Here is a 15,230-nt window from a genome sequence, read left to right as displayed (position 1 = left end):
CACGCTATAACCTTATTATGGTGCGCTGCACCATCACCATAGCGAATCATGGAAGGACATTCCATCACTCCAGCACGCCACGGCGATGGCTTGAATTTCCCTGCCCTGCCCCCATCACCTGCGCATCTGTCTTACGCGGAGTCATCATGCCCTTTCTCGTCATCTTCACCCTCTTCGCCCTGCTCGACTTCGTCATCCTCTTCTCGGTCGGCAGCCAGATCGGGCTGCTGAGCACCCTGCTGCTGGTCCTGGCCACCGGGTTCATCGGCCTGCACCTGATCCGCCGAGAAGGCGTGGCCACCTTCGCCCGTGCCCAGGAACGCATGGCCCAGGGGGAGATCCCCTCGGGCGAGCTGCTGACCGGGGCGGCCCTGATCTTCGGTGGTGCCCTGCTGATGGCCCCCGGCTTCCTCTCCGACGCGCTGGGCTTCATGTGCCTGATCCCGAATGCGCGGCGCCTGCTGGCCAGGCTGCTCGGCTGGGTGGGCGTGCGCATGAAGGGCCTGCACCTGCATGCCGAGACCTATCGCCCGCGCCAGGGGACCGATGCCGACTGGCAGCAGGCCGGCCCGCGCCGGGAATCCTCCGCTGAGCGGGGCACTCACGAGCAAGGCAAGCAGCCGCACGGCGACCCACAGGACGAGCCCCTCGAAGGCGAGTTCATCTCGCGTGACGATTCGCGCTGAGCGGGGCACAAAAAATTTTCATGCGGGGCCTTGAAAGCCCAATGCCGAGCCCCACTTATCCGACAGCATCAGGATTCGGCACGGGTTAACCCCCGGGCCATCGACAAGGAAGGCGAACCCCGCCTCCACCCCGCAGCATGACTGCGGGTAGATGATGAAAACCGCTCGGGTAATGCCCGAGCACAGCAAACCATCAGGAGAACGTGAGCAATGAACATCCGTCCCTTGCACGATCGCGTCGTGATCCGTCGCGTTGAAGAAGAACAGAAGACCGCTGGCGGCATCGTGCTCCCGGGAAACGCCCAGGAAAAGCCGACGCGTGGCGAAGTCCTGGCCGTCGGTAACGGCCGGATTCTCGACAACGGCGACGTCCGCCCGCTCGACGTCAAGGTCGGTGACACCGTCATCTTCAAGGATGGCTTCGGCGTCGAGAAGCAGAAGATCGACGGCGAGGAAGTGCTGATCATGAGCGAGTCCGACATCCTGGCCGTCGTCGAAGGCTAACCCCCGGACACGACCCGCAACTGCTAGATACTGACGTTCACGAACTCACAGGAAGCATACGAAAATGGCAGCAAAACAAGTCAAGTTCTCCGATGATGCCCGCAAGCGCATGGCGCGCGGCGTCGATGTCCTGGCCAACGCCGTCAAGGCCACCCTGGGGCCGAAGGGCCGCAACGTGGTACTGGAGAAGTCCTTCGGTGCACCGACCGTGACCAAGGACGGTGTCTCCGTGGCCAAGGAGATCGAACTCAAGGACAAGTTCGAGAACATGGGCGCCCAGATGGTCAAGGAAGTCGCTTCCAAGACCTCCGACGTTGCCGGTGACGGCACCACCACCGCTACGGTGCTGGCCCAGACCATCGTCACCGAGGGCATGAAGGCCGTGACCGCGGGCATGAACCCGATGGATCTCAAGCGCGGCATCGACCAGGCCGTGTCCGCCGCCGTCAAGGAGGTCCAGGAGCTGTCCGTGCCCTGCACCGACTCCAAGGCCATCGCCCAGGTCGGCACCATCTCTGCCAACGGTGACAAGCGCATCGGCGAGATCATTGCCGACGCCATGGAGAAGGTCGGCAAGGAAGGCGTGATCACCGTCGACGAGGGCCGCGGCTTCGAGGACGAGCTGGATGTCGTCGAAGGCATGCAGTTCGACCGTGGTTACCTGTCGCCCTACTTCGTCACCAACCAGGACACCATGGCGGTCGAGCTGGAAGACCCCTACATCCTGCTGGTCGACAAGAAGATCTCCAACATCCGCGAGCTGCTGCCGACGCTGGAAGCCGTGGCCAAGGCCGGCAAGCCGCTGGTGATCGTGTCCGAGGACATCGAGGGCGAGGCGCTGGCCACCCTGGTGGTCAACACCATGCGCGGCATCGTCAAGGTCGCCGCCGCCAAAGCACCGGGCTTCGGTGACCGTCGCAAGGCCATGCTGCAGGACATCGCCATCCTCACCGGCGGTACCGTGATCTCCGAGGAGGTTGGCCTGACCCTCGAACAGGCGACCCTGGACCACCTGGGCACCGCCAAGCGCGTGACCATGTCCAAGGAGAACACCACCATCATCGATGGCGCCGGCAAGGACGGTGACATCGAGGCACGTGTCGGCCAGATCCGCGCGCAGATCGAGGAGACCTCCTCCGACTACGACCGCGAGAAGCTGCAGGAGCGCGTCGCCAAGCTCGCCGGCGGCGTGGCCGTCATCCGTGTCGGTGCCGCCACCGAGATCGAGATGAAGGAGAAGAAGGCCCGCGTCGAGGACGCCCTGCACTCCACCCGCGCCGCCGTCGAGGAAGGCGTGGTGCCCGGTGGCGGTACCGCCCTGGTGCGCGTGCTGACCAAGCTCGCCGGCCTCAAGGGTGACAACGAGGACCAGAACCACGGCATCGCCCTGGCGCTGCGCGCCATGGAGACCCCGCTGCGCCAGATCGTCACCAACGCCGGCCAGGAAGCCTCCGTCATCCTCAACCAGGTGAAGGAAGGCGAAGGCAACTACGGCTACAACGCCCAGACCGGCGAGTTCGGTGACATGTTCGAGATGGGCGTGCTGGACCCGGCCAAGGTGACCCGTTCTGCCCTGCAGTCCGCTGGCTCCGTCGCCGGCCTCATGATCACCACCGAGTGCATGATCGCCGACGACCCGGAAGAGAAGGAAGCCGGTGGCGCCGACATGGGTGGCATGGGTGGCATGGGTGGCATGGGCGGCATGATGTAATCAGCGCCCCCTGCCCCAGGCCTTGCCTGAGACGAACCCCGCCGGGAAACCGGCGGGGTTTTTGCTTTGCTGATTCAGGACAGTTCCAGGCCAGCGAATCCGGCGTTGGCCACCGCCTCACAGTGCTTGCGGTACTCGCCTGCTCCGGCCGCATAGATGGTGGCAACGCGCGGTTTGCCCGGCGTATTGGCGCCGAAGAACCAGGAGTCCTTCATCGCCGCCAGTACGGAAGCGTCGGCAACGTCGTGGACGTGTCCGGTCCACTCGTCCTCCGCAGCCGGTGTCGGCACGATGCGCGTTGCCCCCTGGCGACGCATCTGCTCGATGCAGCGTGCCATCCAGTCGACGTTCTGTTCGATGCAGCGCCCCGCGTTGCAGAGTGCCGCGGCATTATGCGGGCCGTTGACGATGAACAGGTTGGGAAAGCCGCTGACGAGCAGCCCGAGGAACGTCTTCGGCCCCTCCTTCCATTTCTCGGCCAGCGATAGGCCGTCGGTGCCGCGGATATCAAGCCGACTCAACGAACCGGTACCGGCATCGAAGCCGGTGGCGTAGACGATCACGTCAAGCGGATGCTCTTCACGCGAGGTTCGAATGCCTCCCGAGGTGACCCTCTCGATGGGCGTCTCCCGCAGATCCGTCAGCGTAACGTTGCCGCGGTTGAACACTTCGTAGTAGCCGTTCTCCAACGGCACGCGCTTCGTGCCGAAAGGGTGACTGGGCAGAAGCCGTCGCGCCGACTCGGGGTCGTGAACACGCGCCTTGATCTTCCGACGCAGGAATTCACAGGCGTGCTCGTTCACTTCGAAGCTCATCATCAGATCGGCAAAGTTGCCGAACCAGAACGCGAAGCCTGCCTTCTGCCAGAGGTGTTCGAACTTGGCTTCCCGTTCTGCAGCGGAAACGGCCAGCCCGGACCGGGGATCGAAGGTGTGAATGAACCCGCCATAGGACTCGCGGCAGGTGGCCAGGATCTGAGCCCAGTCCCGGCGGATCTCGCGGCGGTCGGCATCCGTCAGCGGCCGGTTGCGCTGGGGGATACAATAGGTGGGGGTGCGCTGAAATACCGTGAGGTGTGCGACCGCCGGCGCGATGGTCTGGATCACCTGCACTCCCGAGGCGCCGGTGCCGATGATTCCCACGCGCTTGCCCTCCAAGGCCACGCCGGCCGGCCATCTCGCGGTATGAAAGCTCTCTCCCGAAAAGTCGCTCATCCCTGGGTAGTCGGGCAGCTGCGGAACCGACAAGGTGCCTGCCGCGGCGATCAGGTAGCGCGCGGCCACGCGCTGCCCGGTGCCGGTCTCGACCTGCCAGAGCGCGTCCCCCTCGTCAAACGTTGCGGCAAGCACAGGTGTGCCGAGCCGTATGTGCCGACGCAGGCCGAATCGCTCGACCACGTGGCGAAGGTAGCGGGACATTTCGGGCTGGGCCGGGAAGAGCTCCTGCCACTCCCAATCCCGGAGCAAGGCATCCGAAAACGAGAAACCGTAAGTATGGATCTCCGAATCGACCCTCGCGCCGGGATAGCGGTTCCAATGCCAGACGCCCCCCACCTCGGTGCCGCTCTCATAGACGCGGGTACGCAGCCCCATCCGGCTGAGACGTTCCAACGCACAGATGCCCGAGAGGCCTGCTCCGATGATGACGGCATCCAGGGCAGCAGTTCCCTGGGGCGGAGCGGGACCACGGACATTCTGCTTCATCCTGCCGAGTTGAGACGGTCTCGGGGCGGACTGTGATGCGAAGAGCCTGGGCGGTGCGGGATCGAGCTCGGTGCACCGCCAGACGCTTGTCGGAACAAGACCGAGGGTTCCCAGGCATTGGGTAGGGGCATGCGTGTCACGTCCCTCCACCAGGCAGAACAGCCGGCCGTAATGTCGGGACAAGAAGGTTCGGCTAACCACCACCCCGGCCTTTGCCAGGGCGTCAAGAAGCGCACTTGTCGTGGGCGCGATGTCACTCGAGTCGTCCCCATCGAGAGGCATCTCCACGAGGACACGGTCGCTCGTTCCTTCGATCGCTTCTCCTGCCACGCCCTCCATCAGCACCACCGGCCACACTGCGGCATCCGCCGAACCCTGCTGGCGCAGCACCAGGCGAATGGACTCCGCGTCCCGGGCCTGATACCAGCAAAGCATGCGCTGCCCGTCAGACGCCAGGTAACCCCGCCGCCAGCGTACGCGGTGGAGTTCCAGACAGGCATGGATCGCCAGCCGCCGCAGACCGTCACGATCGAGCGGCGCCGCGAGGGGAAGGATCGAAACGAAGTCATTCATCCGATTATGGAGGCAGGCCGATCAGTCAATATCATCTTGGTCGGTCCCGGCACAGCGAGCAAGCACGAAGGACCGAAGAGACTGAGTGGATTTACGGGTAGACTGTTCACTTCCAGGCGCGAGGCGCCGAACGTCACTCGTCCACTTTCCGTCACGCCCATGCTTTCCAATATCCGTATCGTCCTCGTCCAGACCTACCACCCCGGCAACATCGGCGCCTCGGCCCGAGCCATGAAGACCATGGGCCTGACCGACCTGGTGCTGGTCAATCCCCGGCAGTTTCCCGACCTCGAGGCCTCGCGGCTGGCCGCGGGCGCCGAGGACCTGGTCGACAACGCCCGGGTGGTCGGCTCACTGGCCGAGGCGGTAAGCGACTGCGTCCAGGCGGTCGGGGCCAGCGCGCGGCTGCGCAGCCTGCCACTGCCCCACTTCGACGAGCCGGACGCGATGGCCCGGGGACTGGTGGACGAGGCCAGCCATGATCCGGTGGCGCTGGTGTTCGGCCGCGAGCGCTTCGGCCTGACCAACGACGAGATCCGCTGCTGCAGTCATCAGGTAAGCATCCCCGCCAATCCCGACTACGGCATCCTCAACCTCTCCCAGGCGGTGCAGGTCCTGGCCCACGAGCTCTTCACCGCCTGGCGGCGCCGCCCCGACAGCGGCTACCGCTCACCGCGGCCGGCACAGGAGCGCCAGCCGACGCGCGAGCAGCTCGGCCATTTCCAGGCCCACCTCTCGCGGGTGATGCAACGCAGCGGCTTCATCAATCAGCCCCATGCCCGCACCGAGGACCAGCTCGAGGCCCTGTTCGCCCGGGCCCAGCCCTCTCGCCGCGAGCTCTCGCTGCTCCGAGGCCTACTCGCCTCCCTGGAGAGCCACCTCCCCGACGCGTGACGGGCGGAAACGACGACGGCGGCCCCAGGCGCCGCCATCGTCGATCACGCAGGGAGAGCGATCAGAGGGTCATCGCCGCCAGCCAGCCGAAGGCGATCAGCGGGATGTTGTAGTGCAGGAAGGTCGGCACCACGCTGTCCCAGATATGGTCGTGCTGGCGGTCGACGTTGAGCCCCGAGGTCGGCCCCAAGGTGGAGTCCGAGGCCGGCGAGCCGGCATCGCCCAGTGCCGCGGCGGTGCCCACCAGCGCCACGGTGGCCAGCGGCGAGAAGCCGAACTGCACCGCCAGGGGCACGAAGATCGCCGCGATGATGGGGATGGTGGAGAACGACGAGCCGATGCCCAGGGTGATGAACAGCCCCACCAGCAGCATCAGCAGCGCGGCCAGGCCACGGTTGTCGCCGATCACCTCGACGCTGGAGGCCACCAGGGTCTCGATCTGCCCGGTGGCGGTCATCACCGCGGCGAAGCCCGAGGCAGAGATCATGATGAAGCCGATCAGTGCCATCATGCGCATGCCGCTGGTGAAGAGGTCGTCGGCCTCCCGCCACTTGAAGATGCCACCCACCGAGAGCAATGCGAAGCCCACCAGGCCGCCAAGGATCATCGAGCCGGTATAGAGCTGGATGCCCAGCGCGGCGACGATGGCCACCAACGACATCACCAGCCCCAGGGCATGCGGCTCATGCACCTCGGGATGGTGGTGCGGCACGTTGCTGGTCGCCACGTCCAGCTCCTCGTAGTCGCGTGGCTTGCGATAGCTGATGAACACTGCCACCAGGAGACCCAGCGCCATGCCGGCCACCGGCACGCCCATCGCCAGGGGCACCATGCCGCGGCTGATCTCGAGGCCCAGCGCTTCACCGGCCTGGTTGATGTTGGCCAGCAGGATGTCATTGAGGAAGATCGCCCCGAACCCCACCGGCAGCAGCATATAGGGCGCGGTCAGGCCGAAGGTCAGGGCACAGGCCACGGCCCGGCGGTCGAGTCTTAGCTGGTTCATCACCTTGAGCAGTGGCGGGATGAGGATCGGGATGAAGGCGATGTGTACCGGAATCAGGTTCTGGGAAGAGATCGAGACCAGCAGCACTGCGCCGAGCAGCAGATACTTCACGGTGGCCTGTCGGCTCGCCGAGGCCTCCTGGCCGAGCAGCCGGATCAGCCGATGCGCCAGCAGGTCCGGCAGCCCGGAGCGCGAGATGGCGACCGCAAAGGCCCCGAGGGTCGCATAGGCCAGTGCCACCTTGGCGCCCCCGCCCACGCCGTCGTTGAAGGCCGCCAGGGTCGCCTCGATGGAGAGCCCACCGACCAGCCCCCCGACCAGCGCACCGACCACCAGCGCAAAGACCACCGAGACCCGTGCCAGCGACAGCCCCACCATCACCAGCACCGCAATGATTACTGCATTCATGACAGCTTTCCCGAAAAAGGAGTTGGATTGAGACGAAACGGCGCAGGATTCTACCAGAAGGCGGCCTGACCTGCCGGCGCGCCTCGACCCGGATGTCATGCAACCGTCACCCAGCCATCACGCCGCTGTCACGGGGAGCGGCGATAACATCGGGGACAGGCAAGGGACACTGCCGGAAATGTCGCCAGGGACGCGAGGGGGGCGGGAGCCCTCCCAGGGAGAACGGCATCGGGATGATGCCCAGGGAGGAGAGACATGCCGCCACGACGCCCGCGTCGTGGCGTTTTTCATGGGCAACGGCCCAGGGACTCCCAGCCGGGGACGCCCACGCGTATCCGACGGGAGAAGTCGGGGGCATCATGGGCCTGCCGGGCGCGCTCGGTGATATCCCCCAGCCGGCGCAGCTCGTGCAGGGAGTAGCCGCGCACCAGGCCGCCATGGTCATGGATGTAGCCCGGCAGCAGGCCGCTGAGCAGCAGGCGATGGTCCAGCGGCAGTCCCTCGATGATCCGCCGCATCATGGCGAACACCAGGGTGGTGCAGTTGGCGGTGATGGTGTGGTAGAAGCGCGGCTCGCCCTCCAGGTCATTGGCCGCCGCCACCAGGGCCAGCAGCAGGTCGCGACGGGCCTCGGGTGAGAGGGTGACATGGTAGAGGGTGACCCGCTCGCCGCGCACGTTGCTTCGCAGGCGCACCGCGTCGCGTTCATCGGCGGCGATGATCGCCAGCTCGTACTGCTTGAAGAAGCCGCCGAGCTCCGAGAAGCGCTCGTGGCGCTCGCGCCGCACCTCCACCGAGAAGGCCACGAAGTCGTCGTCAACCGGTCCCTTCCCGGAAAAGCCGAAGGAGACCAGCACATGAGCGATACCCGGCCGGCCCCAGCTCGAGACGAACAGGTCGACCGCACGCAGGCGGCGCAGGTCATAGACGCGCCGCTCCCAGCCCCCACGGGCATCGTTCGGGGTCAGCCAGTCGAAGTGACGCACCCGGTGCAGGGTCAGCCGGTGCCCCTCGACGTCACCCGTCGCCAGGTGGGCGACATCCTCGGCCCACGCCAGGTCCGTTGCCGGCGTCAGGCGCCGCCACCAGGCCAGCAGCGCGGTCATCTGCACCGCCATGGCGGCAAGCGGCCCCAGCCGCGCCCCCTGCCAGGCCAGCCACAGCCAGAGGCCTCCCGCGAGCAGCCAGAGCCCCACCACCAGCCAGCGCCCGGGCCGTGGTAGCGCCAGGCGATGGCCCAAGGCCAGCGCCCCCCAGAGGGTGGCGAGCAGCAGCGCCAGCCACAGGATGCCATCCAGCAGGGCCATAATCATCGTCGTCCTTGCGAGCGGGATAGCGCGAGGCTACCACGACCGGCAGGGCCGGATGTCAACCCGGGCGGCCGGCGGCTCAGACGCCGGTCAGCCAGCCGGTGAAGCCCTGCAGGTCATCGCCAAGCTCGCCACGGGTGACCCGGTGATAGAGCCGCTGCAGCCGGGCGGTCAGCGACGCCTCGGCGATGGGCCGGCCCGGCGACGGGGCCCCGGCCCGGGCACCGATGTGTCGGCCATCCAGTTCGCGCAGCGGCAGGATCTCCGCGGCGGTGCCAGTGACGAAGGCCTCGTCGGCGATATAGAGCTCGTCGCGGGTGATGCGCCGCTCGCGCACCTCGATGCCCAGCACCTCCCTGGCCAGGCGGATCACGCTGTCGCGGGTGATCCCCTGCAGGCAGGAGGTCACCTCGGGAGTATGCAGCACGCCGTCGCGCAGCAGAAAGACATTGGCCGCCGAGGCCTCGGCGACATAACCCTCCGGGTCGAGCATGATCGTCTCATCGAAGCCCGCCTTGACGGCGGTGTTGAGCGCCAGCATCGAGTTGACGTAGTGGCCGTTGGTCTTGGCCCGGCACAGGCTGATGTTGACATGGTGGCGCGCCCAGGAAGAGGTCAGCGCGCGCAGGCCGATCGACGCCGCCTCTGGCGAGATGTAGTCGCCCAGGTCCCAGGCGGCGATCATCACATGCACGGAGAGCCCCTTCGCCCTCAACCCCATGCCCTCGGCACCGAGGTAGACCGTCGGCTTGAGGTAGGCATTGGTCAGGCCGTTGCGCTCCAGGCACTGGCGCTGGGCCTGGATCAATGCCTCATCATCGAAAGATAACGGTATATCGAGGGCGTGGGCGCTATCCAGCAGCCGGCGGGTGTGCTCCGCCACCCGGAACAGGTGCGCGCCACGCGGGCCATCGTAGGCACGCACGCCCTCGAAGCAACCCATGCCGTAGTGCAGGGTATGGGTCAGCATATGGGTGCGGGCGTCGCGCCACGGCAGCCACTCGCCGTCATGCCAGATCCAGCCGTCGCGGTCAAAGAGCGGTGTCATGGGCATGCGCTCCTGTCGTGAAAGAATCGGTCATCGGAAAACCGTGGTCAGAGCCGGCCGGCCGCGGCCCAGGCCGCACGCCAGGCGTCGATCAGCTCGCGCTGGTGGGGCTGCAGGGCCTGGTAGGCCCAGGCGGCGATCTCATCATTCTGGGGGTCGGGCACGGTGATGTCGCTGTCGGCCAGGGCCTGGACGACCGCGTGGCCGCACAGCGGGACATAGCCTTCCGAATAACCGCCCTCGTGAATCATCACCAGCCGCCCCTGACAGCGTCGTTCTGCCAGCTCGCGGAGCTGGCGGGTCATGCGCGCGAAGGCCGCGCTATTGAGCAACATCTTGCCCAGCGGATCCTTGGCACAGGCGTCATAGCCGCAGGCCACCACGATCAGCTCTGGCGCGAAGGCCTCGATCGCCGGCAGGACCAGCTCGGTCATGGCGTGCTCATAGGCCCCGAGGCCGCAGCCGGGCGGCAGCGGCAGATTGAGGCAAGCGCCCTCGCCGTCCCCCTCCCCCTGCTCCTCGAAGGTGCCGGTGTCCAGCGGGAAGTTGCCCGCCTGGTGGATCGAGACCGTCAACACCTCGGGGTCGGAGTAGAACGCCGCCTGCTGGCCGTTGCCGTGGTGCACATCCCAGTCGAGGATCGCCACGCGTCCCGCCTGGCCAAGGGCACGCGCCCGCATCACGGCCACCGGGATGTTGCCCAGCAGGCAGAAGCCCCGGCCGAGGTCGGCCTCGGCGTGGTGGCCGGGGGGACGACAGAGCGCATAGGCACGCTCCAGCTCCCCGGTGGCCACGGCCTCCACCGCGGCGATCGCCAGGCCCGCCGACTGGCGCGCGGCGGCCAGGCTACCCGGCGTGAAGGGGGCGCAGTCGCCCCCGTCGCCACCGCGTCCCCGGTCGCCGGCCTCCAGCGCCTCGAGGTAGCGGGACGTGTGGAAGCGTTCGAGATCCTCGCGGCGAGCCGGCGGCGGCTTGCGCACCGCCAGCGCATCGATCAGCCCGGAGACCTCCAGCAGGTTCTTGAGCCGCCGCTTGCTCTCCGGGCTCTCCGAGGCCGGCTGCGGCTGCAGGAACTCGCCGGGGGCCGAGAAGACCCCGATGGCCCCCGGGTCGTGCCAGAAGCAGCGCTCGTGCCAGAAGAAGCCTGTGGCAGCCGTCATTCACGGCCCTCCTGCCGCTCCCAGACCTCGATGGCCGCGGCCAGGTCCTCCAGCGAGGCGCCCACCGACTTGAACAGCGTGATGGCATCGGTCGAGGAGCGCCCAGGGCGCTCGCCGCGCAGCAGCTCGGCGAGCTCGCCGCGGATGGCGTCGAAGGCGAAGCCCCCCTCGTCGATGGCCTGCAGGATATCGCCCGCCTCGCCCCGGGCCCCGGCATAGGTGTCGACGAACACCTCGCTGCGGGCCAGGCACTCGGCATCGGTCTCGCGCATGGTCGGCCGGAAGGCCCCGATCAGGTCGAGGTGGGTGCCGGGCGTGAGCCAGTCGCCGTGGATCAGCGGCTCGCTGGAGAGCGTCACGCAGCTGACGATATCCGCCTCGCGGGTCGCCGCCTCGAGGTCGGTGACCGCGGCGCTGTCGAAGCGGTCGGCATAGTCGGCGGCCAGCCGCTCGGCCTTGTCGGCGTTGCGCCCCCAGACCCTGACCCGGGTGATGGGCCGGACCGCGGCATGCGCCTCGATCACCATGGGGGCCAGCTTGCCGGTGCCCACCACCAGCAGGGTCGCGGCATCGTCCCGGGCCAGCTCCCGGGCCGCCAGGGCCGAGGCCGCCGCGGTGCGCCGCCGGGTCAGCTCGCTGCCGTCGATGCAGGCCAGGGGGCGCCCGTGGGCGCCCTCGCTGAGCAGGTAGACGCCAGCGATGGCCGGGAGCCCGTGGTCGGCGTTCTGGGGGAAGACGTTGACCATCTTCACGCCGATATAGCCGGCCCGCTCCCAGGCCGGCATCAGCAGCATGGTGGCCTCGCCATCGGGGCGATGCATGGCGTGGTGGTGACGCGGCGGCGACTCCACCCCCTCGCGAAAGGTGGTGGCCAGTCGCTCGACCAGCGCCGGCCAGGCCAGCGAGGCCGACACCTCCTCGGCGGTGATGATACGCATCTCAGGCCTCCGGCAGCGCCGCGGTGACCATGATCTCCACCTTCCACTCGGGCTTGGCGAGCTTGGCCTCGACGGCGGCTCGCACCGGCGGGCGTCCCGGCACCACCCAGCCATCCCAGGCGGCATTCATCTGGTCGAACTCGGCCATGCTGGTGACCCAGATCTGGGCGGCGACCAGGTGCTCCTTGGAGGTGCCGGCCTTGGCCAGCAGGTCATCGATGCGGGCCAGCACCTGCTCGGTCTGGCCACGCATGTCGGCGGAGGGGTCGGTCGGCACCTGGCCGGCCAGGTAGACGGTGCCGTTGTGCACGGTGATCTGGCTCATGCGGGCATTGCTGTCGTGATAGGTGACGGTCATGGCGTGGTCTCTCGTCGGGGTGTCGGGGTGTCGGGGTGGCAATCAAGCTGCGGTATAGCCGCCCAGGAAGGCGGCCAGGTTATCGCCCAGGTGCGCGGTGGGGTAGCCCCCCTCCTGTACCAGCACGGTGGGCAGGTCGATGGCGGCCAGTCGCCGCCCGATCTCGGTGAAGTCCTCGGTTTCCAGGGCCAGGCCGGCGAGCGGGTCATCCTTGTGGGCGTCGAGCCCCAGGGCCACCACCAGCGCCTGGGGGCGAAAGGCGGCCAGGCGCTCGATCAGGCGGTCCAGGGTCGCCAGGAAGGTCGCGCCGTCGCTGCCCAGGGGCAGCGGCAGGTTGACGTTGGCGCCCTGCCCGTCCCCCTCGCCGTGCTCGTCGGCTCCGCCCCAGAAGAAGGGATAGAAGTCGGCGGGGTCGGCATGCAGGGAACCGGTCCAGACATCGCCGCGATCATAGAAGATATCCTGGGTGCCGTTGCCGTGGTGGAGGTCCACGTCAAGGATCGCCACCCGCGCATGGCGCTCGCGCAGCACCGTGGCGGCCAAGGCCGAGTTGTTGAGGAAGCAGAAGCCCCCGGCGCGCTCGGGACCGGCATGGTGACCCGGCGGCCGGCACAGGGCATAGGCCGAGGGCTCACCGGTCAGCACGGCATCGGCGGCGGCTTCGGCGCTGGCGGCGCTGGCCAGGATGCCGGCGAAGCTGTCGGCGGTCATCGGACAGGCCATGTCATGCATGTGCCAGCCCACCAGCCCCACCGGATGCCGGGGATAGTGGTGCCCGCCACCGCAGGGGTGGACGTTGGGCGCCACGATCTCCGCGGCACCCGGCAGCGCCCGCCAGCGGGCATGGATGGTCTCGAGGAACTCGAGATAGCGCGGGGCATGGATCCTGGCCAGGCGGTCTCTCAGGCACGAACTGTCGACCTCGGTGGGCGGGGTCATGGAGAGGCCCATGGAGGCCAGCCCCCGGGTCAACAGCTCGGCTCGCACCGGCCCTTCCGGGGAATCCACCGGCCGGCCCCGTAGCAGGAAGGTCGGCGGCGCATGGCGTTCCTGGTCGGGATGGTAGAAGAGCTTCATGAGGGGTTCCTTAGCCCAGCAGCGAGGGGATCCAGGTGGAGAGCGACGGGAAGGTGACCAGCAGCAGGATCACCACGATAAAGGCCACATAGAACGGCAGCGAGGCAATGATCGCCCGTTCGAAGGGCACGTTGGCGATCCTCGCCGCCGTCATTAGCGTCATCCCCACCGGCGGCGTCACGTTGGAGATATTGAGCACCACGATCATCAGGATGGCGAAGTGCAGCGGGTCGACGCCGAGCTGGATCATCGCCGGCACCAGCACCGGGGCCACCACCACCAGCGCCGGCAGCACGTCCATGACCGTGCCGACCAGGATCAGCAAGGCGCAGACCAGCAGCAGCTGCAGGAAGGTCGAGTCGCTGAAGGTGGTGATCAGGCCCGCCGCGTCCCGGGCGATACCGGAGCGGGTGACGAACCAGCCGAGCACCGCCGAGGTCGCCAGCAGGAAGAACACCACCCCCGAGAAGCGCACCGTCACCACCAGCGCGTGCCAGATCTTGCGCCAGGTGAGGTTGCGGTAGAAGACGACCCCGATGGCGATGGCATAGACGGCGGCGAACCCCGAGGCCTCGGTGATGGTGGTCAGCCCCGAGAGGATGCCGCCGAGGATGATCAGCGGCACGATCATCGCCGGCAGTGCCACCAGGAAGGCCATGGCCGCCGCCTTGAGCGGCGTGGGGGGCTGCTTGGGATAGCCCCGTTTCCAGGCCAGGAAGAAGCTCACCGCGAGCAGCGCCAGGGCCATCAGCAGGCCGGGAATGATCCCCCCGGCGAAGAGGTCGATCACCGAGATGTCACGCAGCAGGGTCGCATAGACCACCATCACCACGCTGGGCGGGATGATCGGCCCGATGATCGACGAGCAGGCGGTAATCGCCGCGGCGTACTCGGCGTCATAGCCCTGCCGCTTCATCTCCGGGATCATGATCTTGCCGATCGCCACCGTGTCGGTGATCGCCGCCCCGGTCAGCCCGGCGAAGAACACCGACACCGAGACGTTGACGTGGGACAGCGCCCCGCGCACCCGACCGAACAGGGCGTTGTTGAAGGCGATCAGCTTCTGGGTCAGGCCGCCCTGGTTCATCAGCTCGGCGGTGAAGATGAAGTAGGGCACGGCGATCAGCAGGAACCCCGAGACGCCCGAGAACATGCGGTCGGCGATGATGCCGAGCATGCGCTCGCCGCCCATGGCGAAGCCGCCGGCCAGCCCCGACATGGCCATCACCACGGCCACCGGGGCCCCGATCAGCAGAAGCACGACGAAGGCGATGATCGCGGGCGTCATGAGCGCTCCTCCCCATCAGTGGCGTCAATGAGTTCCTCGATCATCGTCTCGTCATCGATGAAGTGTTCCAGCAGGTCGAAGCCCTGAACCAGGTGCAGCAGGATGATGACCCCGCTGATCGGAATCACGATGGCGGTGAACTTGCCGGAGATCTGGATCTGGTCGGAGACCATGTAGACCTGGGAGGCTCCCTGGAAGAAGATCCAGCCGTACCAGACCAGCATCAGGGCGAACAGCGCGATGACGCCAAGGCAGAGTCCCGCTGCCACGGTGAGCAGCACGCGGGGCAGGCTGCGCACCAACAGGGTCATGGCCACATGCTCGCCGTAACGCAGCGAGATGGTCATGGAGAGGAAGCCGATCCAGGGCAGGAAGAGCCGCGCCAGCGAGTAGGTCCAGCTCAGGGTGCTGCCGGTGGCCAGCTTGTAGAGGAAGGCCGTGAAGGAGATGCCCAGCATGATCAGCACGCAGGCCACACACGTCACGATCGCCGCCTGATTGACCAGGTCACTCAGGCGACGAAGGGGCTGAAGTAGGTGCATCGAGTAACCTCCCAGGCAGCGTCGACC

14 protein-coding genes are annotated in these 15,230 nt (G+C 67.3%); 4 read left to right on the top strand and 10 right to left on the bottom strand.

The features are described from left to right. The first annotated feature begins 146 nt into the window (after nucleotides 1-146). From QLQ86_RS05150 to groL, 3 genes are all read left to right on the top strand, one after another. Entirely contained in the window at nucleotides 147-686 is a 540-nt protein-coding gene (locus tag QLQ86_RS05150) for an FxsA family protein (RefSeq protein WP_282734642.1), read from the top strand. A 210-nt stretch (nucleotides 687-896) separates the two neighbouring features. Further along, on the top strand, nucleotides 897-1,190 hold the full coding sequence (locus QLQ86_RS05145) for a co-chaperone GroES (RefSeq protein ID WP_010628243.1): 294 nt from the start codon (nucleotides 897-899) through the stop codon (nucleotides 1,188-1,190). A gap of 64 nt (nucleotides 1,191-1,254) precedes the next feature. Further along, nucleotides 1,255-2,901, top strand: a complete 1,647-nt coding sequence (gene groL / locus QLQ86_RS05140) for a chaperonin GroEL (protein ID WP_282734643.1) — start codon at nucleotides 1,255-1,257, stop codon at nucleotides 2,899-2,901. Between the two features lie 74 nt (nucleotides 2,902-2,975). Here the strand turns inward: groL and QLQ86_RS05135 are convergent, their stop codons facing one another. Beyond that, nucleotides 2,976-5,177, bottom strand: coding sequence for a flavin-containing monooxygenase (locus QLQ86_RS05135; RefSeq protein WP_282816136.1), 2,202 nt, complete (start codon nucleotides 5,175-5,177; stop codon nucleotides 2,976-2,978). 159 nt (nucleotides 5,178-5,336) lie between these two features. Here QLQ86_RS05135 and QLQ86_RS05130 point away from each other — a divergent pair, with 159 nt between their 5' ends. Further along, nucleotides 5,337-6,071: an RNA methyltransferase gene (locus tag QLQ86_RS05130; RefSeq protein ID WP_282816135.1), complete on the top strand. Its 735-nt coding sequence runs from the start codon at nucleotides 5,337-5,339 to the stop codon at nucleotides 6,069-6,071. A gap of 61 nt (nucleotides 6,072-6,132) precedes the next feature. Here the strand turns inward: QLQ86_RS05130 and QLQ86_RS05125 are convergent, their stop codons facing one another. The 9 genes from QLQ86_RS05125 to QLQ86_RS05085 form a co-directional block, all read right to left on the bottom strand. Beyond that, nucleotides 6,133-7,482, bottom strand: a complete 1,350-nt coding sequence (locus QLQ86_RS05125; protein ID WP_282734646.1) for a Na+/H+ antiporter family protein — start codon at nucleotides 7,480-7,482, stop codon at nucleotides 6,133-6,135. A gap of 287 nt (nucleotides 7,483-7,769) precedes the next feature. After that, nucleotides 7,770-8,789 (bottom strand): Lnb N-terminal periplasmic domain-containing protein, encoded by a 1,020-nt coding sequence (locus QLQ86_RS05120; protein WP_282816134.1) that lies wholly within the window; start codon nucleotides 8,787-8,789, stop codon nucleotides 7,770-7,772. An 82-nt stretch (nucleotides 8,790-8,871) separates the two neighbouring features. Beyond that, entirely contained in the window at nucleotides 8,872-9,840 is a 969-nt protein-coding gene (locus QLQ86_RS05115) for a branched-chain amino acid transaminase (RefSeq protein WP_282816133.1), read from the bottom strand. Nucleotides 9,841-9,887: 47 nt separating this feature from the next. Continuing rightward, nucleotides 9,888-11,000, bottom strand: a complete 1,113-nt coding sequence (locus QLQ86_RS05110) for a class II histone deacetylase (protein ID WP_282816132.1) — start codon at nucleotides 10,998-11,000, stop codon at nucleotides 9,888-9,890. Further along, on the bottom strand, nucleotides 10,997-11,938 hold the full coding sequence (lhpI, locus tag QLQ86_RS05105; protein WP_282816131.1) for a bifunctional Delta(1)-pyrroline-2-carboxylate/Delta(1)-piperideine-2-carboxylate reductase: 942 nt from the start codon (nucleotides 11,936-11,938) through the stop codon (nucleotides 10,997-10,999). The genes QLQ86_RS05110 and lhpI overlap by 4 nt, the downstream gene beginning before the upstream one ends. Before the next feature lies 1 nt (nucleotide 11,939). Beyond that, a complete protein-coding gene (locus tag QLQ86_RS05100; RefSeq protein ID WP_282816130.1) occupies nucleotides 11,940-12,296 on the bottom strand; it encodes a RidA family protein in 357 nt (118 codons plus the stop codon). Nucleotides 12,297-12,338: 42 nt separating this feature from the next. Then, the gene (locus QLQ86_RS05095) at nucleotides 12,339-13,373 is read right to left on the bottom strand and encodes a histone deacetylase family protein (protein ID WP_282816129.1); all 1,035 of its coding nucleotides are present in this window, start codon (nucleotides 13,371-13,373) and stop codon (nucleotides 12,339-12,341) included. Between the two features lie 10 nt (nucleotides 13,374-13,383). Beyond that, on the bottom strand, nucleotides 13,384-14,661 hold the full coding sequence (locus QLQ86_RS05090; RefSeq protein ID WP_282734653.1) for a TRAP transporter large permease: 1,278 nt from the start codon (nucleotides 14,659-14,661) through the stop codon (nucleotides 13,384-13,386). Next, complete coding sequence (locus tag QLQ86_RS05085; protein ID WP_282734654.1) at nucleotides 14,658-15,203, bottom strand: TRAP transporter small permease; 546 nt, start codon at nucleotides 15,201-15,203, stop codon at nucleotides 14,658-14,660. Before QLQ86_RS05085 ends, QLQ86_RS05090 begins: the two co-directional genes overlap by 4 nt. Nucleotides 15,204-15,230 lie beyond the last annotated feature (27 nt).

This window comes from Halomonas rhizosphaerae, from assembly GCF_030012485.1.
Taxonomy (GTDB): Bacteria; Pseudomonadota; Gammaproteobacteria; order Pseudomonadales; family Halomonadaceae; genus Halomonas; species Halomonas rhizosphaerae.
Note: the sequence above shows the minus strand (reverse complement) of the source record. Positions and strands in the feature narration are given on the sequence as shown.

What these genes read in the sequence shown, in the direction of transcription:
- QLQ86_RS05150 (WP_282734642.1), top strand. Translation starts at nt 147, where the DNA reads ATGCCCTTTCTCGTCATCTTCACCCTCTTCGCCCTGCTCGACTTCGTC.
- QLQ86_RS05145 (WP_010628243.1), top strand. Translation starts at nt 897, where the DNA reads ATGAACATCCGTCCCTTGCACGATCGCGTCGTGATCCGTCGCGTTGAA.
- groL (WP_282734643.1), top strand. Translation starts at nt 1,255, where the DNA reads ATGGCAGCAAAACAAGTCAAGTTCTCCGATGATGCCCGCAAGCGCATG.
- QLQ86_RS05135 (WP_282816136.1), bottom strand. Translation starts at nt 5,177, where the DNA reads ATGAATGACTTCGTTTCGATCCTTCCCCTCGCGGCGCCGCTCGATCGT.
- QLQ86_RS05130 (WP_282816135.1), top strand. Translation starts at nt 5,337, where the DNA reads ATGCTTTCCAATATCCGTATCGTCCTCGTCCAGACCTACCACCCCGGC.
- QLQ86_RS05125 (WP_282734646.1), bottom strand. Translation starts at nt 7,482, where the DNA reads ATGAATGCAGTAATCATTGCGGTGCTGGTGATGGTGGGGCTGTCGCTG.
- QLQ86_RS05120 (WP_282816134.1), bottom strand. Translation starts at nt 8,789, where the DNA reads ATGGCCCTGCTGGATGGCATCCTGTGGCTGGCGCTGCTGCTCGCCACC.
- QLQ86_RS05115 (WP_282816133.1), bottom strand. Translation starts at nt 9,840, where the DNA reads ATGACACCGCTCTTTGACCGCGACGGCTGGATCTGGCATGACGGCGAG.
- QLQ86_RS05110 (WP_282816132.1), bottom strand. Translation starts at nt 11,000, where the DNA reads ATGACGGCTGCCACAGGCTTCTTCTGGCACGAGCGCTGCTTCTGGCAC.
- lhpI (WP_282816131.1), bottom strand. Translation starts at nt 11,938, where the DNA reads ATGCGTATCATCACCGCCGAGGAGGTGTCGGCCTCGCTGGCCTGGCCG.
- QLQ86_RS05100 (WP_282816130.1), bottom strand. Translation starts at nt 12,296, where the DNA reads ATGACCGTCACCTATCACGACAGCAATGCCCGCATGAGCCAGATCACC.
- QLQ86_RS05095 (WP_282816129.1), bottom strand. Translation starts at nt 13,373, where the DNA reads ATGAAGCTCTTCTACCATCCCGACCAGGAACGCCATGCGCCGCCGACC.
- QLQ86_RS05090 (WP_282734653.1), bottom strand. Translation starts at nt 14,661, where the DNA reads ATGACGCCCGCGATCATCGCCTTCGTCGTGCTTCTGCTGATCGGGGCC.
- QLQ86_RS05085 (WP_282734654.1), bottom strand. Translation starts at nt 15,203, where the DNA reads ATGCACCTACTTCAGCCCCTTCGTCGCCTGAGTGACCTGGTCAATCAG.